Source organism: Bradyrhizobium sp. Leo114 (assembly GCF_055229415.2).
In genome coordinates, this window is the sequence record NZ_JBUYEN020000009.1 from 226,926 (window position 1) to 253,098 (window position 26,173).

Consider the following 26,173-nt stretch of genomic DNA (forward strand, 5'->3'; position numbering starts at 1 on the left):
ATGACGGGCAGAGCAGATCACCATCGCACCTTGTACCGGCTGGGCGCCCTTGTCGGTGTGTCGGTTGCGCTTGCCGCCTGCCGCAGCGGCGGCGACGAGCTCACGACCGCGACCGTTCCTAACGACTACCGTCTGCGGCATCCGATTGCCGTCACCGAGGCCGATCGCTCGATGGTCGTCTTTGTCGGGCACGGCCGGCCCGGTCTGACCGCCCCGCAGCGCGCCGATGTGATGGGACTGGCGCGAACCTGGACCCGCGAAGGCACCGGCGCGATCATCGCCGAGGTGCCCGTCGATACGCCGAACGCGCGGACGGCCGGCGCGACCTATCAGGAAATCCGCTCGCTGCTCGCGGCCGGCGGCGTGCCCGCGCGCGCCATCACGCTGCGCAACTATCATCCCGACGATCCGCGCACGCTGGCGACGATCCGCCTGAGCTATCCGAAGATCGCCGCGGTCGCCGGCCCCTGCGGGTTGTGGCCGGAGGATCTCGGCCCCTCGATCGACGATTTCGGCTACAACCAGAACAGGCCGTACTACAATCTGGGTTGCGCGAGCCAGCGCAACCTGGCGGCGATGATCGACAATCCCGCCGACCTCGAGCAGCCCCGCGTCGAGACGCCAGCCTACTCGCCGCGGCGTGACGTGGCGTTCGAGAGGTACCGCAAGGGTGTTTCGACCACTACTACCTACCCCGAAGCCGACAAGGCCAAGCTCAGCGACACAGGCAAATGATCAGCCGCGCACAACATCCGGACCACGAGACCGACGCCGCGCCGCATGCCGACGACTATATCGCTCCTGCCCCGCGCGTGTCGGTGCAGGCGTTCTGCGCGACGGTGGCAACCGCGACAACCGTGAAGGCCGCGAGCGAGGACCGCCGTCTCGCCAAGGCGCACCTCTCGGTGCATATGGGCGGCATCGCTGCGGCGATCGACGCCTATCATACGGCACCGACCCCGAACGTCATCGTGCTCGAGACCGAGAGCGGCAGCGACTTCCTCGCCGGCCTCGACGAGCTCGCAGCCGTCTGTGACGCCGGCACCCGCGTCGTCGTGATCGGCAGGGCCGACGACAAGGCGCCCTATCGCGAACTGGTGCGCCGCGGCGTCAACGACTATGTGGTCGGCCCGGTCGAGGTGCTCGACGTGGTGCGCTCGATCTGCGGCCTGTTCTCGGCGTCCGATGCAATCACTGTCGGCAGGATGATCGCGGTCTGCGGCGCCAAGGGCGGCGTCGGCGCGTCCACGGTCGCGCATAACATCGCCTGGGCGATCGCGCGCGACGTCGGGCTTGATTCGGTCGTGATCGATCTCGACCTCGCATTCGGCACGGCCAGCCTCGATTACAACCAGGACCCGGTCCAGGGCATCGCCAATGCGGTGTTCCAGCCGGAGCGCCCGGACAGCGCACTGATGGAGCGCCTGCTTGCCAAATGCACCGACCATCTCAGCCTGCTGGCGGCGCCGGTGACGCTGGATCAAGTCTATGACTTCGGCGCCGACGCGTTCGATGCCATCTTCGACACCTTGCGCATGACGACGCCCTGCATCGTGCTCGACGTGCCCCACCAATGGACCGCCTGGACCCGCCGCGCCCTGATCGGCGCCGACGACATCCTGATCGTCGCCGAGCCCGATCTCGCCAACATGCGCAACACCAAGAATATGATGAACACGCTGAAGGCGGCGCGGCCCAACGACCGTCCTCCGCTCTACTGCCTCAACCAGGTCGGCATGACCAAGCGGCCGGAGATCGAGGTGCGCGCCTTCGCCAAGACCATCGACAGCCAGCCGATCGCCACCATTCCTTTCGATTCGAAACTGTTCGGCACCGCCGCCAATAACGGCCAGATGATCGCGGAGATCGCCTCCAATCATCGCATCACCAAGACGTTCCTGCAGATCGCGCAACGGATGACCGGGCGCGCCGACACAAGGGCCCAGCGCAATTCGCTGTTGTCACCGATCATGAAGAAATTGCGCGCGGTCGGCGCCCGATCGAAAGGCGCCTCAGCCTAGTAGGCACCGCGCGTCAATCGGAGCTGCCGACCGCCGCCACTGGGATCTTCTCGGTACCTCCCCGCGGTCCTTCCTTGCGGGCCAGCACACGCTTCAATGCGGCGACATTGGCGACGGCTTCCTCCGGCGGCACATCCGCCTTCACGATGCTCTCCGCCTCGCCGGCGCGGCCCTGCAGGCCGACTGCGAGCGCCAAATTGACCTTGATCCGCTGATCGTTCGGCGCGCGGGTGCGGGCTTTGCGCAGCGTCTCCTCGGCCAGCGGCAATTCCTTCGACAGCACGTAGGACAGCCCGAGATTGGACAGCACCGACGGCTCGTCGGGTGCGATCTTGAGCGCGCTCGCATAGTATTGCCGCGCCTCGTCGTGGCGGTCGAGCTGATCGAGCGCGGCTCCCTGCGCGGACAGGATCCGCCAATCCGGATCATCCGGGCTGTGGGCGCGGCCGAGCACATCGAAGGCCTGCTGGAAATTGCCGTTGTCGGCGAGCGCACGCCCATAGCCGGCGAGCAGCGCCTTGTTGTTCGGCTGCGCCATCGAGGCCTGCTCGAGGATCGCGACCGCCTGCGCGCGCTGCCCGGTGGCGCGCAGGGCCTTGGCGTATTGCAAGGCTGCGGCAGCGTCCTTCGGATTGGCCTTGAAGCGCTCGTGATAGGTCTGAAGGTCGCGCCGCGGGTCGGCGCTTGGCCGGCTGTCCTCGGCCGTGTCGCCGAGCGATCCCGTGATGTCGGAAGGGAGGGAGGTCTGGCAGCCGCTAAGCGCCAGCACCAGGGCCGCCGATGCTGCCGCGCCGACGAGGAGCCTTGCGGCGGAAGATCGGTGAAGCAACTTCTGGGACATGTACCCTGACCACGGTCGGCGATTGCCCAGAATGCTTCGCAGCTTAACCCTAAATCCGGGTTAAGGAGGCGCGCTACACAGGATGTTCGACCCGATATCGAACCATCTTCGCGCCTTTGTTGCTACCGACGACATGCATCATCGACAGCCGCACAACTTGCAGTCTAATCGACGAACTGTGCGCCGAACTCGCAGCCGATCCGCCAGGCGAGACGGCATTGGCGCGGGCTGCCGTTCGACAGGATGATGGTGAACTCAGAGGGAATTTCCGCATATTCGGCGATCACCTTGACGCCGCCATCGGAGATATCAGTGATCATGCAGTCCCGCGGCAGGGTGCCGGTGCCGAACTGGATCTTGGCGAGACTCCTGCACAGACGACGCTCGCTCTTACGTCGATTGACGAACATGTCGACCCCGGCCCCTGCTCATTGATTAGCCCGTTTGTTCTTCTGCTGTAGCGAGAAATCGTTGGAATCCGGCTAGCGGGACTGCTCGCAGTTGAACTGTCGGCTTCAGACTCCATTTACCGGCTCTGCGGGCCTTTTCCTCGAAATGACGTAATCTCGGGCAAACGGCGCGCTGGCACAGATGAACTCCCGCATCCATTCCTTGGGAACAAATGGGTTGATCCGCCGTCGTTTGGCGATAGCCTGACCCTTTGTCCGGACTTCCAGGAAACTGACGAGCATGGGAAGCATGGTTCTCCTCGATCTGATGGGTGGCGTGGCACTGCTGCTGTGGGGCCTGCACATGGTCCACAGCGGGATTCTGCGCGCATTCGGGCCGGATCTGCGCATCCTGCTGGCAAAAGCACTGAACAACCGATTCACCGCTTTCGCCGCGGGCCTCGGCCTCACCGCCCTGCTTCAGAGCTCGACCGCCACCGCCCTGATCACAAGTTCGTTTGCATCCGAAGGGCTCGTGAGCCTGGTTCCGGCGCTGGCAATCATGCTGGGTGCCAATGTCGGCACCACGCTGATCGTGCAGATCCTGTCGTTCAACATCGCCGCAATCGCCCCGCTCCTCTTCATCATCGGGCTCGTCGCGTTCCGCAGCGGGCCGCGCTCGCGCATCAAGGATATCGGCCGCGTCTCGATCGGGCTCGGACTGATGCTGCTGGCGCTGCACATCCTGCTCGACACGCTGGCGCCGGCGGAGAATGCGCCCGGCGTGCGCGTCGTCATGAATGCGATCACCGGCGATCCCGTGCTCTGCATCTTCATCGGCGCCGTCGTCACCTGGCTGGTGCATTCCAGCGTCGCCAGCGTGCTTCTGGTGATGTCGCTCGCCTATTCGCAGTTCATCACGCCCTATGCGGCGTTCGCGCTGGTGCTCGGCGCCAATCTCGGCAGCGCGATCAATCCGCTGTTCGAAGGCGCGCGGCGCGACGATCCGGCGAGTTACCGGTTGCCGCTCGGCAATCTCATCAATCGCGTCATCGGCATCCTCGTGGTCGCCCCGTTCCTCGGTCCGATCGCCGCGCATCTGTACGCTTTCCAGCCCGATCTCGCCAAGGCAACTGCGCTGTTCCACATCGCTTTCAACGTCGCGACAGCGGTTCTCTTCATTGGCGTGCTCGACAGTCTGGCACGGCTGCTCGGAATGCTGCTGCCTAGGCGCGTCCGCGATGCCGATCCGGCCCGGCCGCGCCATCTCGACGAGAGTGCGCTGGAGACGCCGTCGCTTGCGCTCGCCGACGCCGCGCGCGAAGCACTGCGCATGGGGGATATCGTCGAAGAGATGCTGCGCAAGGTGATGGCGGCGATGATGACGGGTGACCGGGTGCTGGTCGACCAGGTGTCGCGGATGGACAACAGCGTCGACAGCCTCGACGAGGCGATCAAGCTCTATGTCACGAAGCTCACCCGCGGCAGTCTCGACGAGCGCGAAGGCCAACGCGCGATGGAGATCATCTCGTTTGCGATCAACCTCGAACATATCGGCGACATCATCGACAAGAACCTGAGCGAGCTCGCCACCAAGAAGATCAAGCGCCGGCTGCAGTTCTCGCCCGAGGGCACCGAGGAATTGCAGGCGTTCCACAGGCGCACGCTGGACTCGCTCCGGATCGCGTTCGGCGTCTTCATGTCGGGCGACGTCAATGAGGCGCGCAAGCTGGTTGCGGAAAAAGCCGCGCTGCGCAGTGCCGAGTTCGCCGCGACCGAGCGGCACCTCGAACGCCTGCGCGAAGGTCGCCCAGAAACCATCGAGACGACGTCCCTGCACCTCGACGTGCTGCGCGACCTCCGCCGCATCCATTCGCACATCTGCTCGGTCGCCTATACCGCGCTCGTCTCCGCCGGCGAACTCGCCGCCGATCGCAGCACCGAAAGTGATGTCGGTGCGCTGCCGGGGACCGTGGCACAGCCGACGCCGCGGTAGTTGATCGCTGCGTCAGGCCCTACCCCGCCGGCTCTCACTCCGGCTTCGTCCCCGCTTTCGCCAGAACGACGCTGTCATTGCGAGCGCAGCGAAACAATCCATAGCGCCGCAAGTGGAGGCATGGATTGCTTCGCTGCGCTCGCAATGACGGGGTGAGGTCTGACTCAAATGTCAAGCAACGTCGGGATATGAGTCTACGTTCTCGCGGCGCTTTGCGTCCGAGCTCTGCTTCACTTTCCATCCTCTCCAGCTGCCTCGGCGAAGCCGAGATCAGAGGATCAATATCTCTCGTGCGGTATTAATGTGACGGGGGACACAAGTTTCCGAGGAGGCTCGAAATGTACACGCGCGTTCTAGGATTCACGGTATCTGCTCTCATTTTGGCGAACGGCATTGTCGGTGCGATTGCACAGGACCGAATGACGCCTCAGCCAGATCAGCAACAAATGCAATCCCATCCCACCGGCCAGGACGGCGCGAGCACGATGGGACAAGGCGGTATGATGGGGCACGGCATGATGGGAGGACATATGATGGGGCGCGGCATGATGGGTGGGAGCGCGATGGGTCCACCTTTTATGATGCGTATGATGTTCGCTTTGATGGACGCCGACAGCGATGGGACCATCTCACTGCAGGAGTTTCAGACAGCTCACGAACGGATTTTCAAGGCGATGGACAGCAATAGAGATGGCACGCTTACCCTGGAGGAGATGCAAGCGTTCATACACGGGACGAGGTGATCGGCTCCGAGCGGATGGCGCCTCGTCTCGTGCGCCATCCGCTCCTGCAATTGATCTTTTGCGAACAAGCGAGCCTTAAGCCTTCAGGTCCGTGATCCGCATTATCGCGACCACATTCCCGTCGTTGTACGCCTGCTCTTTTGTGTCCTTGTTGCAGGTCCAGACAAAGTTTTTCTTGGCCGTAAAGGTCTTTCCTTCCTGTTCAATCCGAAGCTCCCCCTCCGGCATATGACAGATCATGGCATTCATCATCGGGGGACCCATCGTCTTCGATCCCGGCTGCATAATGACATCGCGCATTGAGACGGTCTTAAAGCCGGGAATGATGGATGGTGTCTCACCGTCGTAGGCACGGACCACGACACCTGGCCACGGCGTGGTGTCCTTGTAGCCCGAGGTTTGAGCGGCGGCGTGCTTCATCATAGCCGCCGAAGCCGCTGCCAAGCCGATTCCCAGCGCGGACCTTCGATCGATCTTGCTCATCGCTTTTCTCCCGACGTTGCGCAACGAGCCGCTGCAAAAGCGGCGCGCAAAGTTCGTGGTGAATGGTGGTGCGAACCGAAAAAAACGGTCTCTTAAGAGCGCGTGCCTGCCGATGGCGCCAGTGCTGCTCGTTCGCCCCGGACGGTGATTTCGGCACGTCCCGCCTGAAGGGCAACTGCATTCTACGTGATCTGACGCACCTGGGAAACAGGTTGCGTCGCCCGAAGACACGATTGCCATACGTTCGGAGGTGTGCACCGTGAGGCCGCAAACGCTACGAGCCACGCAGAAGTGCGTCAATCATCTCCGACGTAATTTCATCCGATGAGAGATCGACCAGCGCGTAGATTCCGCATGGCGCAATAACGTCAGGACAACTGACAATACGTGCTGCGCTTTGCGAGCACGTATTGTGGCACTGAACGTCGCGCCGGCGACAAGAAGTACATTGACGGTGCCTGCGTGCTGGCCGACAGTGAGGGCGACAAGATTTTCTCGACCTTCGATACGCGCGATCTCGACAAGTCCCAGGCGAAGATGGATTGCGGCACTCATATCATCACCGGCGGTACCGGGAAGTATAAGGGGATCACCGGGAGCGAACCATTTGCTTGCATCAATATGCCTGCGCTGGCAGGCGCGGGTGACTATTTTGCGATGGACATCCGGGCGTCGATTACTGAACGAGAGCCCTGTTATTTTCGAGTACTGCCTGTGGCGTGTTCCGGAAGCCGATGGCCAACCGGTTGTAGACATTCATCAAGCCGATCGCGATCGTGAGATCGACCAGTTCCTTTTCCTCGAGGACTGTGCGCGCGGCGTTGAATGCTTGATCCGGTATGCCGGTCTCTGACACACGTGTCACCGTTTCGGCCCAGGCAAGCGCGGCACGCTCACGCTCGCTGAAGAGATGGCCAGCCTCCGCCCAAGCCTGCACCAGCGCAAGCTTCTCGACCTTCACACCCTTCTTGATGAGGTCGCGGGTGTGCATGTCGAGGCAATAGGCACAGTTGTTGATCTGCGAAACCCGCAAGTAAACCAGGTCAACCAGCTCGGCGGGAAGACCGCTCTGCATGATATAGCCATAGACGCCGCCAAGGGCTTTTACGCCGTTCGGCGCGACTTGGTTGTAATCGAGACGCTTGGTCATCGTTATTCTCCTTGGTCTTCAGGCTCTATTTGACTGGTGTGGTCAGTGCCTTGTCGTCGGTATCGACGACGAAGACAGCGAGCAGCTTTGCCGGCTCGGTCCTGCTCGCATTGCGGCTGATAGAATGGCTGGCGCCGGGTGGTTCGGACCAACTCTCACCCGCCTTGTAGACCCGCGTTGCTCCGTCGTTCACCTTCGACTCGATGCTTCCGGAAATGACATAGGCGTAGATGAAGGACGATTTTGCGTGGGTATGCGGAGCCGAGGCTCCACCCGGCGGGTAGTCGACGACCACCGCGATCAGAGACTTGCCGGGAATGTTGGGTATCGTCTGCTCGAAGTTCGTCGTGACCTTGCCGCCGACATCCTGGGCGGAAATGGGCGAAGCAGATGCAATGGCAATGGCAATGGCAGCGGATGCTGCGGCAATGACAGTTCGTATCTTCATGGCTCTTCTCCTTTCGCTCCATTAAATGTCCTCCCCTTAGGTCGGAAAAAAGCACCAAGAACGCACGAAAATCGTGTACTACGAGCCACGTGACCAAGCCGCTCAAATTGGAACTCGACCGCTCTGCGAAGACGCCGCTGGCTGAGCAGATCCGAAAGGGTATCGGCGCGGCGATCGAGAGCGGCGTGCTCGCACCCGGCGCGCGCCTGCCGTCCTGGCAGGACCTTGCGGCGCAGCTTGGCGTCGCCCGCGGCACTGTGCGCGCGGCTTACGAGAAGCTGTCCGCAGCGCAGCTCATCGTCGCTTCGCGGGCCGCCGGCACCCATGTCGCGGATCGGCCTCGCGCAGTCACCCGCTCCGAGCAGCCGCCTGATCCGGGCTCGTTCATGGAGATGTATCGGGAGATGACCCAGGGACCGGCCATCTTTCAGATGGGGGTACCTGCAAAGGAAACATTTCCGGCCACGCTGCTCGCACGAATCCGCGCCCATGCCATTCGCACTGAGGCGCGCGCAGCACCCATTTACCCGGACCCTCGCGGTGAACTTGAACTGCGGCGGGAAATCGCCGCCTATCTTGCCATCGCCCGTGGTATCGAATGTTCGGCCTCGCAGGTCATCATAACCGGGGGATACAGCGGCGGACTCGGACTGGCGCTCCGCGTCCTTGGCCTCGAGGGACAGAAAGCCTGGACAGAGGACCCCGGCTTCCCGTTCACCCGCCACGGCCTGGAGCTCGCAAGATTATCGCTTGTACCAATACCAGTCGACGACAGCGGCATCGATGTCGACCATGGGCTGCGCCACGCCCCGGACGCCAAGCTGGTTGTCGTCACCCCCGGGCAGCAGGCGCCGCTCGGGGTTACTCTATCACTGGAACGCCGATTGCGTCTGCTCGATTGGGCCGCTCAAGCAAGCGTATGGGTGATCGAAGACGACTATCTGAGCGAACTGCAGCTCAGGGGGCGAGCCGCGCCGGCGCTCGCCTCACTTGATCGCGCCGGGCGCGTCATCCACATCGGCTCCTTCAGCAAGACCATCAGTCCGACCTTGCGGCTCGGCTTCCTCGTCGCGCCCGCCTCGCTCTCGTCGCGCTTCGCGGAGGTCGCCGCGTGCCTGGCGCCGCCGCCCGGGCCGTCCGTGCAGCTCGCGACCGCCGAATTCATGCGCGAAGGCCACTACCTGCGCCATCTTCGGCGCACCAAACGTGCCTACTTTGCTCAGCGCGACGCCTTGCTGGAGTGCCTGCGGCCGCACGTCGAGGCTGCCAGCATCACAACGGCGGGATTGGCGGTGCTGCTACGATTGCCCGACGGCGCGCCGGACACATCCATCGCCAGGGAAACCCTCGCGTTCGGAATGGCACCATCCGCTTTATCAACTTGGTACGCACGGCCGGATTCCGGACGATCGGGGCTTCTTCTGGGCATCGCGACGGTGCCAAACAAGCACCTGGCGAAATCCTGCGATCGTCTTTGCGGGATCATCGAGCGCTTCAAGTGAGAGTCGTGCGGTTACCGGGCTCCCTCAGCGATCCAGCGTCCTCGATCCCTTCCCGCGACTCTTCACGATCAGCATGATGTTTCTGACATAGATGATCGTGGCCAGTCCCTGGCCAAGAATGATGACCGGCTCACGCTTGGCGATGCCATAGATCAGCGTCATCAATCCGCCGCCCATCGAGAAGAACCAGAATGCCATCGGCACCACGCTCTGTCCGGCGCGCTCGCTCGAAATCCACTGCACCAGGAAACGCGCGGTAAACAGCAATTGCGCGACCAGGCCGAACGCAAGCCAGAAATCGAACTTGGCGACGAAGACGTCGTAGAGGTAGTTGCCGAGCGCCTCACCGTACTGAATCAGCATCACTGCTCCTCGGTCACCTCGGTCACTTCCGTGACCACGGGCGTCGGCCTCTTGCGGCGGATCAGCCACCAGACGCCGGCGAGATCCATGATCCCAATCCAGAGCCGGTCGAAGAAGCCGTAGTTCGAGACGCCGGAATGGCGGGGACGGTCGACCACGTCGACATAGGCGATCTCAAAGCCCTCGCGGCGGACCAGCGCCGGCAGGAAGCGATGTAGCCCGTCGAAATAGGGCATCATCAGGAACACCTCGCGCGGAAATGCCTTCAATCCACAGCCGGTGTCGCGCGTGCCGTCGCGCAGGATCGCGCCGCGCACGGCATTGGCGATGCGCGATTGCAGTTTCTTGAAGCCGGTATCCTTGCGCCCTACCCTCTGGCCGGCGGCAAGCCCGATGCGGCCGCTCCCGTTCTCAACCGCGGCAATCAGATCCGGCAGGAATGAGGGATCGTTCTGGCCGTCGCCATCCAGCGTCGCGACGATCGCGCCGCGCGCGGCACGGACGCCGCTGCGCACGGCCGCCGATTGCCCCGAAGAGGCCACGTGCCGGAGCTGGCGCAGATTGGAGCGCTCCTTCATGGCCGCGCCGATCCGCGACGCGGTCGCATCGGTCGAACCGTCATCGACATAGATGATCTCGTAGACCCAGCGGCGGCCGAGCGCGACGGCGATCTCCGCAATCAGCGGCGCGATGTTTTCGGCCTCGTTGCGCACGGGCACAACGATGGAGACGGCCACCGCGGTCTGGTCGGAAGAAGGCAATTCGGCACTCTTGGCTGGATTTTTTGCTCTCTGGACGGCCTTGCGGCCGGAACCGCCTGATAGGGCGGGACGGCGCCCGCTTTTATGTGGCGGAAGCGCGCCCGGCAACCCTTTTGAGGCGGTCCAGTGACGGGCGGGCAAGGGGGTAGATCGTGCCGTCGCGCTGGATCGCGAAGCCAAGCCTCCGGGCCGCAAACCAGTAGCGCACCGCCATGGCGCAGATCACGCCGACCAGCGCGCCGCCGACCACGTCGCTCGGGTGATGCGCCAGCAATACCAGACGGGTGGCGCAGATCACGAGGGCATAAATCAGCATCACGAACCGCAGCCGTGGCCACAGTGCGGAGACCGCAAAGGCCAGCGCAAAGGCAGTGGTCGCATGCCCGGAGGGAAAGCTCGCATAGGCCTCGCTGCCGGCGAAATGCGAGAAGTTGAAGGCGTTGGGCTCGCCGCCCACAAACGGCCGGCCGCGCCCGACGACCCATTTCAGGAGGTCGCCGACCAGGACCGGGAACAACACCGCGAAGAACAGGAACTGCAACCGCGTTCCTAGTCCCAACAGCAGGGATCGCCGAATGCCGTGCAGCGCCGGCGCAATGATCGCAACCAGGATCAACAGTCCAGCCACGGTCCAAAGCACATAGGCATCCTTGCCGAAATCGGTGAGAATGCGGACCCACCACAGGCTTGCGGTACCGCGCGGCGGCATCAGCTTGATCTCAGGCACATCGAACGCAAGCATCAGCACAATGATGGCGGCGCCGATGATCGCGATCAGCGCCAGCCCGTGCCGCGCCGCGCGCCGGCCGGCTTCGGCGCGACGCGAATGCGACGGCGCGCGCACAAGCTGGGCAAGCGACCGCCCCGTCAGCGTGGCCAAGCGCGCCGGATAGCTTGCGGATTCATGGCGAACGACCGGCGCCGACATTTTCTACTGCACGTCCTCGGAACGGTAGATGCCAATGGAGATCGGCCTGCCCTGCGAGATGTTATAGCCATCGATGCGCATCGCCGCGCTGTAGCGCAAACCGATCGCCTCGGCCCGCTGCACGAAATTGCGCTCGGAACGCGCCTCCACCAGCGCAAACCGGCATGCGCCCTGCGCCAGGAAATCCGCAGCGCCCGAACCGTCGGTCAGGACGATCGAGGTGTCGGTCGAAAAGACCAGGCTCGGCTCGTGATAGCCGGCCGAGGCCAGCTTCGGACTTGGACAATTGGCGTAGCGCAGGAGGTACCCCACCTCGGCGCTTGGAAACAGCGGCTTCAACGACGGCACCACCAGGCCATAGATGGCAATCGCAAGCAGCATCGCCGCGATCACCGCATTCAGGAACGAGCGCTCGGCGCGGCTGTCCTCGAACATCCACCAGGCGGCCAGGCCGAAGATCATCGCACCCGCCAGGAGCGGCCAGGCCGGAAACGCCGGCTGATGGGTCAGCTTGATCGCGCCAGCCACCGCAATCACGGCGGCGATCGCGGGGATCGCGAACCACCAGGCCGAGCCGCGGATCAGCCAGACGGAGCGCGACAGCACGCGCCGTTCCAGCGCACCGACGGTCAGGATCGCGATGGCGGGATAGAGCGGCAGCACGTAATGCGGCAATTTCGTTAGCACCGCCTCGAACACGATCCAGGACGGGATCAGCCAGGCCAGCAGAAACTGCGCGCCGGGCTCGCGCCGCGCCCGCCACACCGCCGGTGCCGCCATACCTGCCAGCGGCGCGCCCGGCCAGAACGTGATCCAGAACAGGACGAGATAGAGCCCGGGCGGCGCGCCATGGGATTCCTGCGCGCCGAGCTTGCTCAGCATGTCGCCGCCGACGGAGTCGGCGAAGAAGGTTTCGCCGGCGCGCAAGAAGATCAGGACGAACCACGGCAGCACCAGCACCAGGCACCACATCAGGCCCCAGACCGGGCGCATGCGGGAGAACCACTCCAGCGAGCGGTCGAGGATCGCCAGGGCCGCGATGGCGAGCCCGACAAACATCAGGATCAGCGGCCCCTTGAGCAGGATGCCGCCGGCCAGCGCAGTCCAGAAGATCGCAGGCGGCGCCCACGGCGGATGCGCGGGATCCTCGCCGCGCTGCCAGGACAGATATACCCGTGCCAGCGCCCCCATCGCGGCCGTGACTGACAGCAGCAGCATCGCATCGGTCTTCGCCAGACGCGCCTCGGCCCCGAGCAGCACACAGCTTGCCATCATCAGCGCCGCCAGCGCCGCGCCGCGCCGGGTGACGAAGGCAAGCGCGGTCCAATAGGTCAAAAGCACGGCGCCGATCGCGCCGATCAGTGACGGCACCCGGTAGAGCCAGATCCGTGTCTGCGCCCGCGGCAGGCCAAGGGCGGACGCCGTTTCAACGACTGCGGCCTGCAACCAGTAGATGCCGACCGGCTTCTTGTAGCGGACATCGTCCTGGAAGCGGATGTCGACGAAATCGCCGCTCTCAACCATTTGCTTGGTCGCCTGCGCAAAGCGCGCCTCGTCGCGGTCGATCGGCGGGATGGCGAAGAAGCCGGGCAGGAACAGGATCAGGCAGCACAGCACCAGGAACAGGACCGAGCGCTTATGATTGGCGGTCGCAAACTCGAATGCGAGCGCCAGCCTGCGGCTGGAATGCGCAGGTTTTACAGGCTGTTGCCCTGCTCCGAAACGTCTGACATTGACGGTCTCAACCATGGGCTTCGCATACGATGAAACCGTAGGCCAAACAACCGCAGAGGTTCCGTTTTGTCCCCTGTGTGGGCTCCGGGTCACTGCACCCGGATGACCACCGTATCGGCGGCCCCGGTGGCGTCGATCACGGTCAATCGCGCAAAGCCGGGGCCCGGCGGATCGATCAGGCGCTGGCGGCGGCTATCGAGATCGCCAATCGCGACCCCGTTGACCAGCATGGTTAACGGCAGGACACCGCCGGCGACCTTGACCGGCATTGGCGTGACCTCGCCGCCGGCCGCCCGATCAACATCGATGCGCGAGCCGTTCACCGGGAACTGGATGTGCGGCGCTTGATCGCTGCCCGTGCGCACGAGTTCCCCCATGGGACGGAACCGGCGCAGCGGGAGCGGCAGCTTGGCGTTGCCGCTGACCAGCGTTCCCTTCGGCGCCCTCGGCAGCGCCGCCGGAATCCTGCCGGTCCGCGCAAAGGCGTCGAACAGGATTGGCGCCGCCGCGCTGCGCCCGACCAGCCCCGGCACCGGCGCGCCGTCGGGACGGCCGACCCAGACGCCGATGGTGATGCGGCCATCGAAGCCGACCGACCAGGCGTCGCGGTAGCCATAGCTGGTGCCGGTCTTGAACGCGATCCGGTTGTGCACGCCATTTTCCGGCGGCGGCGTGCCGATCAGGACATTGCCGACCTGCCAGGCGGCAACCTGGTCCATCAGCCGCATCGGCTCGCGCTCGTCCTGATCGAGCATGATCTCGCGGAGCGGCTTGGTGGTGCCGAGCCGGGGGAAGCCGGCATAGAGCTGCGCCAGATCCTGCAGGGTGATGCCGACGCCCCCTAACCCCATCGCCAGCCCGGGCGCCTCGTCCTTCGGCAGCACCAGGCTGGTGCCCGCCTGCTTCAGGCGCGACGACAACCGGCTCGCGCCGACGCGGTCGAGCAGCGCGATCGCGGGCACGTTGAGCGACAATTGCAGCGCCTTGCGCACGGGCACGGTGCCCTGGAATGTCATGTCGAAATTTTCCGGCGCGTAGGAGCCGAAGCGGATCGGGCGGTCGTCGATCAGGCTCTCGGGGTGCACAAAGCCGTCCTCGAAGGCGAGGCCATAGATGAACGGCTTCAGCGTCGAGCCGGGCGAGCGCACCGCGCGCGTCATGTCGACCTGCCCTGCCCGGCGCTCGTCGAAATAGTCGGGCGAACCGACGCGGGCGAGGATGTCGCCGCTTTCATTGTCGACCGCGATGATGGCGACCGAGATGTTCGGCCCTTGCGCGACGGCCCGATCGCGGGCGAGCGATTCCAGATTCTTCTGCAGCGTGGCATCGAGCGTCAGCCGGATGAGGCTCGCATCCTTCATCGTCGCGAGCGCCTGGTCGGCGGAATGCGGCGCCAGGATCGGCATCGGCTTGCGATATTTCGGCACGGCTTCCGACTTGGCCTGCGCCGCATCATCGACGGGCAGCACGCCCCCTTCCACCATGCGATCGAGCACGCGGTCGCGCCCCTCGCGCGCGGCGTCCGAATAGCGATCGAGCCGCCGCCGCTCCGGCGATTGCGGCAGTGCGACCAACAGCGCCGCTTCCGCCAGCGTCAGCCGCTTCGGCTCCTTGCCGAAATAGGCGATCGATGCCGCGCGCACGCCTTCGAGATTGCCGCCGAACGGCGCCAGCGCGAGATAGAGGTTGAGGATCTCGTCTTTGTCGAGTTGCCGTTCAATCTCAACGGCGCGCACGATCTGGCGCAGTTTCGCGTAGAGCGAACGCTCGCGCCGTGGCTCCATCAGCCGCGCGAGCTGCATCGTGATGGTCGAGCCGCCGGAGACGATGTGGCCGGAGGTAACGAGCTGCAACGCGGCGCGCGAGAGCGCCAGCGGATCGACGCCGCGATGGGAATAGAACCGACGATCCTCGTAGCCGAGCAACAGCTTCAGATAAGTCGGATCGACTGATGTCTTCGCATCGACCGGCAACCGCCAGCGGCCGTCGGCCATCGCGTAGGCGCGCAGCAGTTTTCCATTGCGGTCGACGATTGTGGTGGAGACCTTGCGCGCGTCTGCAAGTGGCAACGGGCCGAGGGAGATGGCCCAGACGGTGAAGGCAGATGCAGTGACAATGAGAACAGCCGCAGCAAACGCAGCGATGCGTATGACGCGCCGCCTGCTACCACGGACGTCATGGCCGGGCCTGTCCCGGCCATCCACGTTCTTCTCCGCGGCAGGCGTGGATGCCCGGGTCAAGCCCGGGCATGACGATGGTGTCTGTGGAGACGCCGTCCCCTTCATGGCACCGTCCCTCATCCCACCACCACTCATTTCGCCGCGCGTACCTCCACGGTGCCGGTGCCGGTGCGGCCGTAGCGCGAGGGGTTGTACATGTCCTCGACATAGGCCTGCGGCAGCACGTATTTGCCCGGCGAGACCGCGCGGACGACATAGGCCACCGTGAACACCGACTTGGCGTCGCTGGCGCGGTCGATCGCTGCGGTGAAGCGGTCATCGCGGAACTCAGTGTGCTTGGGCTCCTCGCCGTCCTCGATCCAGTCGAGCGTGCCGGAGTCGCCGGAGGATACGAGGTGCGGGTTGTCGATCTCGAGGCCGGCCGGCAGATAGTCCGACACGATGATGTGGCCGTATTCCGGCTTGGCTTCAGTGATCTTCAGCACCACGGCGAAACGATCGTTCTGTTTCGCCTTGCTGACGCCGGCCGGCTTGCCGTCGAGCGTGAAGTAATTGCGCTCGATCTTGAAGCCGTTCGAAGCGGCCGGCTCCGGCGTCACCGGCGAGCCCGACACGGAGACCACGACCTGCACCGGCGCTTCACCGGTATTGGTGATCTTGATCGGCTTGCCGGCCATCGCCTCAGCCTTGTAGCTGCGGAACACCGCTGTCTTGACCGGCTGTCCGTCGACGTCGAGGCTCAGCGTTTCCTTGGCGAGCGCGCGGGCGGCCAGCACCAGCCAGGCATTCTCCTGGGTCGAGGTGTAAGGCGTCAGCCCCCGCGCCGCCTCGACGCGCGCGACGGCGCCGATCATGGTCGCACGCGGTGCGTTGCCCTCGCCGGCGAGCGAGACCAGCGCGGCGGCATCGCGCAGCGCCGAGCCGTAATCGGTGCGGCCGAACTCAAGCACCGGCTTTGGATTGAGCGCCTCGAGCGCGGCGGCATAGACCCGCTCCGCCCTCGCCCGGTCGCCGACCAGCGCCAGCGCGGCCGCGAGTTGCGATTTGGCGATCGGGGTCGCGAGGTTGTTCAGCTTGGTGTCCGCGAGGTAGCGCAGGTCGCCGATCGGGGCCGCGCCATTGCGGGCGAGCACGTAGAGGCCATAAGCGAGATCGCGGCCACCGTCCTTCTCCGGCTCGTTGGCGTTGACAACGGCGTTGCGGATGCGGTCGAGCGCGCTCTTGAACAGCACGTCCGGCACCACAAACCCCTTCTCGCGGGCGCGGGTCAGGAAGTCGGTAACGTAAGCATCGAGCCAGGCGTCGTCGCCGCCGGCCGACCACAAACCGAACGAGCCGTTCGGGCCTTGGCGGGCGAGCAGCCGCTCGATCGCGTCCTTGATGCGCTGGTCGGCCGCGGTGTCCATCGCCAAATGCGCCCCGGCGGCGAGGTCGTTGACATAGAGCAGCGGCATCGCGCGGCTCGTGATCTGCTCCGAGCAGCCATACGGATAGCGGTCGAGCGCCTTGAGGATGGTCGCGGCGTCGAGCGCAGTCGACAGGCTCGCCGACACCGACACGCCGCCTGTGCCCTGCACGAGGTCGGTGAACATGTCAGACGTCAGCGTCAGGCTGTCGCCCTTCGCCAGCGTGCGGACCGAGCGACGCGCGAGTACCTGCGTCGCCGGCTTGACGTCGAGCGCGTAATGGCGCGCCAGCGTCAGTCCGTTCGGGCCTGTGATGTCGACGTCGAGATTGCCGGCGCCGGCGCCGCCGGCATCGAGTGCCAGCGACAACGAGGTGCGCTGCTTGGCGGCGAGTCTTACCGTGGTGGCAGGATTGCCCGAGAGCTTCACCGGACCGGACGCCTTGACATTGATGATGTAGTCGCCGGCTGCGCCCTCGACATTGTCGATATCCATGCTCATGGTGCCGTGATCGCCATTGAGCAGGAAGCGCGGCAACGTCGCGGTCAGCACCACGGGATCGCGCACGATGACATCGGTGGTGGCGCGGCCGAGCTTGGTGGCGCTCCATGCGACCGCCATCACCCGCGCTGTGCCGGCGAATTCCGGAATGTCGAAGCTGATCTCGGCGGTGCCATCGGCGCCGACGGTGACGATGCCGGAATAGACCGCAAGCGGCTTCTGCGTGGGCGGCGAGCCCTGCAATTCGGCGCCGCCGGAATCGCCGCCGGTCCTGATCTGGCCACGCGTGCCCTGCATGCCGTCGATGAGCTGCCCGTAGAGGTCGCGGATTTCGGCCGTCAGGCGGCGCTGGCCGAGATAGTAATCATCAGGCGCCGGCGGCTTGTAGTTGGTGAGGTTGAGGATGCCGACATCGACGGCAGCCACCACGACCTTGGCGTCCTCGCCGGGATTGAGCCCGTCGAGCTTGACCGGGATATTCAACGCCGAGCCCGGCCGCACCAGCGACGGCGGCGAGAGCGTCACCGCGAGCGTGCGAGCCTTCTTGTCGATACCAAACCATTTTAGGCCGATCGCGCGGCCCGGCATGCGCTGCGCGGCGGTATCGAGCGGACGGCGCAAGGTCGTCATCACATAAGCGCCGGTGCCCCAGTCCTTGCCGACGGTGAGCCTGACCTGCTGCGTGCCTTCCTTGACGTCAACGGTCTGCGTCGTCAGCAGGCGATCGCCGAGCACGTTCACGGTCAGCCGCCCCGCCGAACGAGCGTTGACGGACACAACCATGGTGTCGCCGGACTGGTATTCCGGCTTGTCGATCGAGGTCTCCAACAAATCCGGCGTGTCGGCGCTGCTGTCGGAATACCAGCCGACATCGAACTGCACCGAGGTCAGCGGACCGTCGGCATCGCTCGACTTGACGTCGAGGCGGTAGCGGCCCGGCTGCGGCGCGAACGACAGCCGCGACGGCTGGTCGGAGGCGAGATTGACATCGCCATCGGCGACACGGCTCGTCGACTTCACGGGTTCAAAATCCCAGGACGAGCCCTGGCGGTACCATTGGTAGCGCGACTCGATCTTCAGGAGTTCGTAGCGCAGACCGTTGCGCGCGAGCTGCTTGCTGTCGGGATCGACGAACACGACGTCGAATTCGGCCTTGTCGCCCTCTGCCACGCTCTTGTCGCCGAATAGCGGCTTGATGCCGATCAGCGAACTCGCCGGTGCCACCGGGAGCACGATCTTCCGCTCAACCGAGCGACCGCCGGTCTCCGCCATGCGGACGAAGATCTGCGCTTCCTGCGGCCGGGTCGAGGTCGGCGCCTTCTCCAGCTTCACCGGGAAGACAGCCGTGCCCTTGGCGTCCGACTCCGGCAGGTTCTCGATCGGGGTACGCTCATTGCTGGCGCTCTCTTCGTCGGCGACGCCGAACTGGTAGCCGGGATAGCCGGGACGGCCCGAGGCCGCCGTCGTCACCAGCATGTCGCCTTCGAGCTGCAGCCCGGAAGCCGGCGCGCCGTAAAGGAAATGACCGTCGACCTTAAGTTCCACTGGAACTTCAGCTTTGATGACCTTGTCCTTGGCGGTCAGGTCGAATTCGATCCGCTCGGGGATGTAGTCCTCGACCATGAAGGTGGTCTCGCCGACCGAAGAGCCCTTCGGATCGGTGAACGCACGCACGCGCCAGGTGCCGGTCGGCACCGCCGAATTGAGCGCGACGGCCATGGTGCGGCCGCCGGCGCCCTGGTCGGGCAGCACGGCGCGGCGGAATTCAACGCCGTCGGGTCGCTCGATGACGAGCGTCAGTGGGCCGCCGGTCATGGCGTTGCCCTGCCCGTCCCGCAAGAGCGCGGTCAGATAGACGGTCTCGTTGGAGCGGTAGACGCCGCGCTCGGCATAGACGAAGGCATCGGCGCCCGAGGGCACCGCGCGACCTGCGACACCACGATCGGTCAGGTCGAAGGCGTTGGACTTGAGGCTCAGGAACGCATAGTCCGCCTTCTCGCTCATCACGGTCAGCAGCGCCGGCGACAGGCCGCCCTCGCCGCGCGCCAGCCCGGCTTCGAACAGCACGTGACCAGTCTCATCGGTCTTGCGCGTGGCCAGGATCTCGTTGTTGCGGGCGACCAGCTTCACGTCGACTTTCGCGACCGGCTCGGTGGACGCCAGCGAATTGACGAAGACATGGATGCCGTCATTGCCGGAGAACGCCGTCAGCCCCATGTCGGAGACGATGAACCATTGCGTCGCCAGCGTGCCGTCATCGTCGCTGCTCGGCCCCTTGGCGGCGGCGGTCATGACATAGACGCCGGGCTGCAGGTCGCCGAGCGCCTGGTCGACCGGGAACGCGGTGACAACGTCCTGGTTGAGCGTGGTCGCGGTCGCGAGTTCGCCGGACCAGACCTTCATCCCGCGCTGGTCGCCGAGGTCGGAGAGCTGGTAGCTGCTCAGCGTGCGCTGGAAGTCGCTGTCGATCACCGTGTTGATCAGGTTGCGGTCGCCGATCCGGAACACGTTGATGGTGACGGCCGGCGTGTTGACGCTGACCACGGGGATGCCGCGCTGGCCGGTGCGCGGCAGCACATAGGCGCGGCCGGTGAAGCGCACGAACGGCTTGCGGTCGCGGACATAGATGTTGAATTCGCCCGACTTCGGCAGCACCTCTTTCACGGTCGACGGCAGGCCGGCGCGCAGGTTGATGTTGTAGCGCTCGCCGTGCTTCAGCCCGTCGACGCAGAGCTGCTTGCCCTCGGTGGAGAGCGCCGGCTTGTCAGTGCCGGCAAGCGCCACGAACGGCGCGAAATCGACGCGCTTGGCCAATTCCTCGGAGAACTGGAAGCAGGCCCGCGGCGTCGCGCCATCGGAATCCACGCTGTAGTCGAGCAGCCGGAAGCCATGCTCGTCGCGCATCTTCTCATATTGGCCGCGGACGTCGGCGACCTCGCGCATGTCGAGCGACATCCTGAAAGCATCGAGCGCCGGCCGCCACAGTTTGCGATCCGAAAATGCCCGGCCGAGAACGGCCAGCGCATCGGCCTCCTCTGCCTGGTTGCCAGCACGCTGGTAGGCGATGTAGGCGGCGGTCGAGGCGCGCTCGAGCAGGAAGGTCTGCTCGCTCGAGGTCGACGTGCGGATCTGGAAGATGGTGCGGGCGAGCCGCAGCCAGTTGTTGCTGTCCTCCGGCGTGGTGGCGGCGATCTGGCCGAGGATCTGCAAGCCGGAGCGGAAGTCGGCGCGGCGGAAGGCGGCATCCGCATCGGTCTTCAGCGTCGCCGTGCTCTTGGCGACCGGCCCCGCCTCGCTCTTGATCTGCGCCTCCAGCTTGATCGCGGAATCGGCAAGGTCGTCGCGCTTGAACGCCTTGTCAGCCGCCTGCGCCGTCGCGAGGCCAAGCGCCAGCGCTGCGCAAAAAGCTGCGACACGAACCAAACCAATCATGACGGATCTCCCGGGGCAGCGAACGAACGCCGCGTGACGAATAAAAGGGCGCGAAAAGGTGACAGACTGATGGCGCGGAAACAACGTAGCGAAGAAGTCGCAAACAGGCATTGCCAAACCAGTCATTATCCCCGGCCGGCGGAGCGCCGGCACGGCAGGCGGTGACCGTGGACCGCAACCCGCGCTCCACCCGCACGGCTTTGTCGCCCGATACGAGAAAATGGTTCGGATCGGGTTACCGAAAAATCGGATCTTTCGCATCGGCAGGCTGGGCGGCTACCCAGCCTTAGTGTCGAACGAAGCGGAACTGCTGGGTGCCGTGCTCGCGCGGATCCGGACCGTGCTCGGCGACGCGATAGCCCTCGTGCGCAGCGAGGAATGATTGCGCCGGAATCCAGTTCCTGGCGTACTTGACGAGCTTGTCCTTCGACGTCGGCAGCGCTCCCGGTCCATTGTCGCTGAGGAAGGATGTCTGCACCTCTGCCTTGGCATTGGCGTCGCTGATCGGCACGCGATACCATGCCATCGCCGCAGGCCGCGTGGCACACAAAGTGCGGATGGTCTCGATCGCTTCCGGGACGTATTGGATGGCGCCGTTCGAGTGCATCAGCTCGATGTCTCCGAGCCAGTCGGCGGCTTCGCGGATATCGCTGAAGAACATCAGCCGATTGGTCGCCAACTGACGCGCGCGGCGCGCCATGGCCGGCGTTTCCACCACCGCCCAGCGGATGTCCGGCGCCTGCTTGCGGGCGAGCTTGTAATGCAGGCCGGCGCCGCCTCCGAAATCGAGCACTGAATTGATCCCGGCCACGAGCGGCCAGTCGCCGGTAGGATCGTAAGCGATGGTCTTGTGGAAGATCGTCTCGACCAACTCCTCGCTCTCATACCCCTCGATGACTTCGCGAGGCGGGAACAGCTTGCGTTTTACTCTCTGCATCAAGGTCATCGACCCCTCCCGTCCAAGCTTTTTTCGGCAGCGCTCACCTCCCTACTGTCAGAAACATTTGGAAACAATTCGACCGGGTGCGAATTACGGTCGCGGCCCTTACCTGCGTCCGGCGCAGGAGGAGGCCTTTGCGAGCCTTGCGGTGGACGCCGCGCCGGTAACTGATGCAGCCAGCCAATGATACCGACGGCTAAAGCCGTGGAGTCCCGGTCTTAATGTCCGGGCGCTATTTCCAGCAAATGCGTGAACGCCGCGATTCGGCCCTGTCGGTTCGCCCCGAGTGGGCGCATTCCGGGCTCGGAAGGCCAGCCTGCCGGATTTCAAGACGGCTGGCCAGTGGCCCCAATCGGTACCCCAGCCTTCTGTTTTTCCTGTTATTTTGCGCTGTGCCATGCTGGCGACAGGCCTATGATTATATTAAAGAAAGGCCTGATGGCGAGATGCCTCGCCAAGACGGTCCCGTAGCTCAACCGGATAGAGTAGCGGATTTCTACTCCGCGGGTTGCAGGTTCGAATCCTGCCGGGATCGCCATCGTCCAAACGGTCACTAAAGTCATTGAAGAAAAGAACTCTGATTGACCACCTTTTCGGACGCCCGTTCGGTGGATCACATTTCGATGCGACAGCATCGCGCGTTGCTTGATATCAGATTGAGACCTAGTTTTAGGGTTGCTGCATCCGAAGGAGCAGCCAATAGTTGAAAAAATTGGAGGCCATCTATCCATCTATCCATCTATCCATCTATGGGGCGAGCACAATTTGAGTTCACCGCATTGCCACGAATCATCGCAGAAAACGAAACCCACGAGGTTCTCGCGATCCCGGTTTCGAAGGCTTGTCTAGCACGCAATATCCATTTCTTCGGAGCGCTTACCGATTGCGCGACCACAAGGACGGTGCCGCCGGCCTTTGACTGACATTCAGTAAGATTCCACTCGCGTTTAGGGGGCAAGATGGATTTTCTGGATGCTTGGCGCCAACGCGCCATGCAAGTCACATCCGGCTGGCGGGACGCCGGACGCGTGGCCTCGGAACGCGTCCGTAGCTCAATAACAAGCGGACTGACCGCGACGGCCTCTGTTGCCGGCGAGGCGTATACGGCCGCGCTCGATTGGAGAACAACAGCGAATTCAGCAATTGGCTGGCAGATCACTTGAGCAACCAGTACGCGACCATTGCTAGTAAGGCTATGGATGCTGAGTATCTTCGCACACACATCGGCGGCAGCTGGCACAGGCTCTACGACGGTGGCCATACCCTTGCGGGTAGTTGGAAGGCCGTTAGCACGGCGTTGCCCGACCTTGGCGCGCTGGAGCAACTTGGCACCTGGGCGAACGAATATTGGAAAGACTTAATCACGGCTCGCGGTATGCCGATCATAATCCTCGATCATGCCGATCAAGTCAGCGAATACTTCAAGCACTTAGATTGTGTAAACGTGGCTCAGCTTGTAGGTGGCGACGTTTGCGGCGTGTCAATCTACTGCAACTGGAACGACCCGGCCAAATTAGTGGCATCGGCCACGGCGACTCAATGCAGCGGCATTGTCTACGCCAACGTAGTGGCCCCGCTTGTTGGTCTAATCGCCCTCGGGCGAGCCTATTTCCTGGTTAGGAAATCTGAGCACGATGATCTCCAAGACCTGATTGAGCCAGCATTGAAAGGTCTGGCGCGCAGCGGCGCTACCGTTCTGCTAATCACCGTCATACCGGGTGGCTTCTTGGTGCACCTTAGTAGCGGCATCGTGATTAGCCTCGCCCATGGCTACGTCTGGGACAAGGGCCGCGAGAGTAAGGAGGCGATTTTGACAATGATGAAGGACTGCCTCGCTAACTTACAAAGTGGGGTGCCCGGGCCTCGGGGCCTTCCGCTGTTGCCCCAAAACGATGGGGCGACCTAGAGCAGAGCGTCCTGCGTGCACCCCAACGGGCTGCGTGCTCGGCATCAGATCGGATGGCAAAACGGAGCCGAACGCCTCAAGCAACTGAAAGCGAAAAATGACGAAGCGGATCGATCGGATTCCAAATCGAACCCTCGACACCTGGGAAGCGGAGCTCGCCAACTGGATGCAGCCGCCGGAATACCGTCACCGTCTCGATGAGATTCTTCGATCTATCCCTCGATCGATCTTTTTCCGGCAAGCCGGCCTCACATTTCTGCGTGACGCCTGGATTGCCAGCCGCGTCGCTGACGCACTGTCATCGGACGCCGTCAGATTAGTGTCCGCCGACCGACCGGACTTCGAAGTTCAGACCAAAGGGCAAATCGATCAGTTCGAAGCGACTGAGGCCGACATGGATGGACGTCGTCGCGGCGATGAACCAAATGGGTCGGCTATAAGGCAGGACCCGGTCGAGGATTGGCGCAAGAGATTCGAGGCAATTCCGGCAGCACTCGATCGCGTGATCAGCAAGAAATTGAGCAAGGAATATCGACCAGATACCAACCTAGTAATCTACATCAATCTTGGCTGCTACGGAGCCTATGTCGATGAAGGGCTGCCGATACTTCGTAAAGGTACCTTCCCTGCAAAAGATGCATTCAGACATCTTTTTGTCCTATGGGAGGGCACGCTCTACAGGTTTTGGGAGGACGGAGCGTACGCGTTCGACAAATGGCAATCCGCCCGCGTGACCGACTTCTGATCGATCGAATTTCGAAGCAGCCTGTGGATGCGCCTAGGAGGCAGAGCTATCCAACTGGACTCCGCCGCCGGAATACCGCGACCGAGTCGACGAGATCCTAGGATCTATAATCTCGCACCCGCTCCACTTTCATCATGGGATACTCGCAGGCAAAGCTTGATTGCCTCCTGTCGGGAGCATTGCCCGAGCCTGCAAGAGTCGATATCGGCTGCTTCCATGGAAGCCGTATATGTCGAGGAACGGCACTCAGATGATTAGCGATATGCTATACCTACATTGACATACATTAGCGATATGCTAATTATTTAGCACATGGAAATTCGCTATACCAAAGCCGCTGCTAAGGCCCTGATGAAGATGCCGACCAACACGGCCCAACTGATCCGGGGAAAAATTCGACAATATGCGGCGGACCCCGCAAGCTTAGCGAACAACGTCAAGAAGCTTCAGGGGCGAGAGGACGAATACCGGCTGCGTGTGGGGGATTGGCGCGTCATCTTCACCCAGGACGGCGTTGTTCTGGATGTATTGAAGGTGCGTCCGCGCGGCAGCGCTTACGAGGACTAGGTCTATGAGCAAACCGAATATTATCACCACTCCGAGCGGGGACCGCATGGTGCTCATTCCTTTCGAGGAGTATGAGCGCCTGGTCGAAGCCGCCGAGGATACGGCCGATACGCGTGATATTGACGAGATCAAGCGTCGCCTTGCATCCGGCGAAGAGGAATTGATCCCCGCGGAAGTCGTGGACCGACTCATCGACGGCGAGAACAAGCTTCGCGTTTGGCGCGAGTACCGCGGCATGTCCGCGAAGGAATTGGCCGAAGCAACCGGTCTCGCCGCGCCGTATATCTCGCAGCTCGAGACCGGTAAGCGAGATGGGACCATCGAGACGTTCAAGAAGATCGCCGCCGCGCTGCGCGTCGATATCGACGACATCGCTTAGAGTGGCTCCCGCAAGCAAGCGAAGGCACCTGCTGGTGGTTCGAAGTTCCCTCCCAATCCGTCTCCGGACGGGGCTGTTCGATCCGCGAAGCCTCCGGTTCGGGCTATTGGCCTTTCCGGCGAGTTTCGGGAAAGGTCGACAAGCGGGAGCTACTACGGAAGGGGATTAACCCGCTCGCTCCTGAGATATCCGGTCGCTGCAACGCGGAATCTCAGCCTTAAGTAGTGGCAGTGGTTTTCCGGATATATCGCGATCACAGCTCAGCGTAAAAGGTATCCAGAGAATGCACGCGTGCGTATGGGAGTTGCGTAATTGCGGCAGAAGCTCCGGATTTCCAGGAACCGACGATCATTATTGGAACTATTTTCACCTGATCTACTCGAACAGCTCGCCGAGTTGGAATGGTTGAGAGAGCAGGTCAGGCAGGCGGAAAAGCTGAATCCGCAGCAGATACTGACTCAATTCAAAGCTTACCGGCAGCAGAAGGCGACCAAGGCCAGGCGGACCGCGCACTAAAGCGGAATGAAGTTAGCTTGAATCGATTTGGGATTCCCAAATCAGGCGGTTTCTGATTCACCATGCTGGCTGGGCTGGAGGCCGGCATGGATGGGCAAGCCTTACTCTTTGGATTTGAGGAAGCGGGTCGTTGCGGCGGTTGTGAGTGGAGGGCTGTCGTGCCATGAGGCGGCCGAGCAGTTCGGGATCGCCGTCAGCACTGCCATTGGATGGGTGCGCCGGCAGCGCGAGACCGGCAGCAT

The 26,173-nt window shown here is 63.4% G+C and carries 23 protein-coding genes and 1 tRNA gene; 11 read left to right on the forward strand and 13 right to left on the reverse strand.

Annotation, left to right across the window (positions count from 1 at the left end; genetic code table 11):
* Together ACZIRK_RS13705 and ACZIRK_RS13710 are read left to right on the forward strand one after the other, a co-directional pair.
* The gene (locus tag ACZIRK_RS13705; protein ID WP_463327451.1) at positions 1 to 735 is read left to right on the forward strand and encodes a CpaD family pilus assembly protein; all 735 of its coding nucleotides are present in this window, start codon (positions 1 to 3) and stop codon (positions 733 to 735) included.
* Positions 732 to 2,021 carry a CpaE/TadZ family protein gene (locus ACZIRK_RS13710; protein ID WP_130223484.1) on the forward strand — a complete coding sequence of 430 codons (1,290 nt, stop codon included), beginning with the start codon at positions 732 to 734 and terminating at the stop codon, positions 2,019 to 2,021. The genes ACZIRK_RS13705 and ACZIRK_RS13710 overlap by 4 nt, the downstream gene beginning before the upstream one ends.
* A gap of 13 nt (positions 2,022 to 2,034) precedes the next feature.
* Here ACZIRK_RS13710 and ACZIRK_RS13715 read toward each other — a convergent pair whose 3' ends face one another.
* Entirely contained in the window at positions 2,035 to 2,862 is an 828-nt protein-coding gene (locus ACZIRK_RS13715; RefSeq protein ID WP_130223486.1) for a tetratricopeptide repeat protein, read from the reverse strand.
* A gap of 164 nt (positions 2,863 to 3,026) precedes the next feature.
* Positions 3,027 to 3,272: a PilZ domain-containing protein gene (locus ACZIRK_RS13720; RefSeq protein WP_028166833.1), complete on the reverse strand. Its 246-nt coding sequence runs from the start codon at positions 3,270 to 3,272 to the stop codon at positions 3,027 to 3,029.
* Between the two features lie 280 nt (positions 3,273 to 3,552).
* Between ACZIRK_RS13720 and ACZIRK_RS13725 the strand changes: the two genes are divergently transcribed.
* A complete protein-coding gene (locus ACZIRK_RS13725; protein ID WP_130223488.1) occupies positions 3,553 to 5,247 on the forward strand; it encodes a Na/Pi cotransporter family protein in 1,695 nt (564 codons plus the stop codon).
* Positions 5,248 to 5,585: 338 nt separating this feature from the next.
* Positions 5,586 to 5,990 (forward strand): EF-hand domain-containing protein, encoded by a 405-nt coding sequence (locus ACZIRK_RS13730; protein ID WP_130223490.1) that lies wholly within the window; start codon positions 5,586 to 5,588, stop codon positions 5,988 to 5,990.
* Between the two features lie 75 nt (positions 5,991 to 6,065).
* Here ACZIRK_RS13730 and ACZIRK_RS13735 read toward each other — a convergent pair whose 3' ends face one another.
* The 4 genes from ACZIRK_RS13735 to ACZIRK_RS13750 all read right to left on the reverse strand — a co-directional run bounded on the left by ACZIRK_RS13735 (position 6,066) and on the right by ACZIRK_RS13750 (position 8,071).
* A complete protein-coding gene (locus tag ACZIRK_RS13735) occupies positions 6,066 to 6,473 on the reverse strand; it encodes a hypothetical protein (protein WP_130223492.1) in 408 nt (135 codons plus the stop codon).
* A gap of 300 nt (positions 6,474 to 6,773) precedes the next feature.
* Positions 6,774 to 7,028: a hypothetical protein gene (locus ACZIRK_RS13740; protein WP_463327452.1), complete on the reverse strand. Its 255-nt coding sequence runs from the start codon at positions 7,026 to 7,028 to the stop codon at positions 6,774 to 6,776.
* Between the two features lie 121 nt (positions 7,029 to 7,149).
* Positions 7,150 to 7,623: a carboxymuconolactone decarboxylase family protein gene (locus ACZIRK_RS13745; RefSeq protein WP_130223494.1), complete on the reverse strand. Its 474-nt coding sequence runs from the start codon at positions 7,621 to 7,623 to the stop codon at positions 7,150 to 7,152.
* Positions 7,624 to 7,648: 25 nt separating this feature from the next.
* On the reverse strand, positions 7,649 to 8,071 hold the full coding sequence (locus tag ACZIRK_RS13750) for a cupin domain-containing protein (protein WP_130223496.1): 423 nt from the start codon (positions 8,069 to 8,071) through the stop codon (positions 7,649 to 7,651).
* Positions 8,072 to 8,160: 89 nt separating this feature from the next.
* Between ACZIRK_RS13750 and pdxR the strand changes: the two genes are divergently transcribed.
* The gene (gene pdxR, locus ACZIRK_RS13755; RefSeq protein ID WP_130223498.1) at positions 8,161 to 9,573 is read left to right on the forward strand and encodes a MocR-like pyridoxine biosynthesis transcription factor PdxR; all 1,413 of its coding nucleotides are present in this window, start codon (positions 8,161 to 8,163) and stop codon (positions 9,571 to 9,573) included.
* 24 nt (positions 9,574 to 9,597) lie between these two features.
* Here the strand turns inward: pdxR and ACZIRK_RS13760 are convergent, their stop codons facing one another.
* From ACZIRK_RS13760 to ACZIRK_RS13790, 7 genes are all read right to left on the reverse strand, one after another.
* A complete protein-coding gene (locus tag ACZIRK_RS13760; RefSeq protein WP_028166827.1) occupies positions 9,598 to 9,936 on the reverse strand; it encodes a lipid-A-disaccharide synthase N-terminal domain-containing protein in 339 nt (112 codons plus the stop codon).
* Positions 9,936 to 10,697 (reverse strand): glycosyltransferase family 2 protein, encoded by a 762-nt coding sequence (locus ACZIRK_RS13765; RefSeq protein ID WP_130223500.1) that lies wholly within the window; start codon positions 10,695 to 10,697, stop codon positions 9,936 to 9,938. The genes ACZIRK_RS13760 and ACZIRK_RS13765 overlap by 1 nt, the downstream gene beginning before the upstream one ends.
* A gap of 82 nt (positions 10,698 to 10,779) precedes the next feature.
* The gene (locus tag ACZIRK_RS13770) at positions 10,780 to 11,625 is read right to left on the reverse strand and encodes a phosphatase PAP2 family protein (protein WP_463327453.1); all 846 of its coding nucleotides are present in this window, start codon (positions 11,623 to 11,625) and stop codon (positions 10,780 to 10,782) included.
* A gap of 3 nt (positions 11,626 to 11,628) precedes the next feature.
* Positions 11,629 to 13,374 (reverse strand): ArnT family glycosyltransferase, encoded by a 1,746-nt coding sequence (locus ACZIRK_RS13775; RefSeq protein WP_130223504.1) that lies wholly within the window; start codon positions 13,372 to 13,374, stop codon positions 11,629 to 11,631.
* A 74-nt stretch (positions 13,375 to 13,448) separates the two neighbouring features.
* A complete protein-coding gene (pbpC, locus tag ACZIRK_RS13780) occupies positions 13,449 to 15,674 on the reverse strand; it encodes a penicillin-binding protein 1C (RefSeq protein ID WP_207230944.1) in 2,226 nt (741 codons plus the stop codon).
* On the reverse strand, positions 15,671 to 20,878 hold the full coding sequence (locus ACZIRK_RS13785; RefSeq protein ID WP_130223508.1) for an alpha-2-macroglobulin family protein: 5,208 nt from the start codon (positions 20,876 to 20,878) through the stop codon (positions 15,671 to 15,673). Before ACZIRK_RS13785 ends, pbpC begins: the two co-directional genes overlap by 4 nt.
* A gap of 286 nt (positions 20,879 to 21,164) precedes the next feature.
* Positions 21,165 to 21,824, reverse strand: coding sequence for a class I SAM-dependent methyltransferase (locus tag ACZIRK_RS13790; RefSeq protein ID WP_130223510.1), 660 nt, complete (start codon positions 21,822 to 21,824; stop codon positions 21,165 to 21,167).
* Positions 21,825 to 22,279: 455 nt separating this feature from the next.
* Here ACZIRK_RS13790 and ACZIRK_RS13795 point away from each other — a divergent pair.
* From ACZIRK_RS13795 to ACZIRK_RS13820, 6 genes are all read left to right on the forward strand, one after another.
* Positions 22,280 to 22,356, forward strand: a tRNA-Arg gene (locus tag ACZIRK_RS13795).
* Between the two features lie 579 nt (positions 22,357 to 22,935).
* Positions 22,936 to 23,724: a hypothetical protein gene (locus ACZIRK_RS13800; RefSeq protein ID WP_130223512.1), complete on the forward strand. Its 789-nt coding sequence runs from the start codon at positions 22,936 to 22,938 to the stop codon at positions 23,722 to 23,724.
* A 97-nt stretch (positions 23,725 to 23,821) separates the two neighbouring features.
* On the forward strand, positions 23,822 to 24,469 hold the full coding sequence (locus tag ACZIRK_RS13805) for a hypothetical protein (RefSeq protein ID WP_463327455.1): 648 nt from the start codon (positions 23,822 to 23,824) through the stop codon (positions 24,467 to 24,469).
* Between the two features lie 312 nt (positions 24,470 to 24,781).
* The gene (locus ACZIRK_RS13810) at positions 24,782 to 25,036 is read left to right on the forward strand and encodes a type II toxin-antitoxin system RelE family toxin (protein ID WP_130223516.1); all 255 of its coding nucleotides are present in this window, start codon (positions 24,782 to 24,784) and stop codon (positions 25,034 to 25,036) included.
* 4 nt (positions 25,037 to 25,040) lie between these two features.
* Positions 25,041 to 25,415: a helix-turn-helix domain-containing protein gene (locus ACZIRK_RS13815; protein ID WP_130223518.1), complete on the forward strand. Its 375-nt coding sequence runs from the start codon at positions 25,041 to 25,043 to the stop codon at positions 25,413 to 25,415.
* Positions 25,416 to 26,021: 606 nt separating this feature from the next.
* Positions 26,022 to 26,173, forward strand: a 152-nt coding sequence (locus tag ACZIRK_RS13820) for a transposase (RefSeq protein ID WP_463327461.1), incomplete at its 3' end; no start/stop codon positions are given.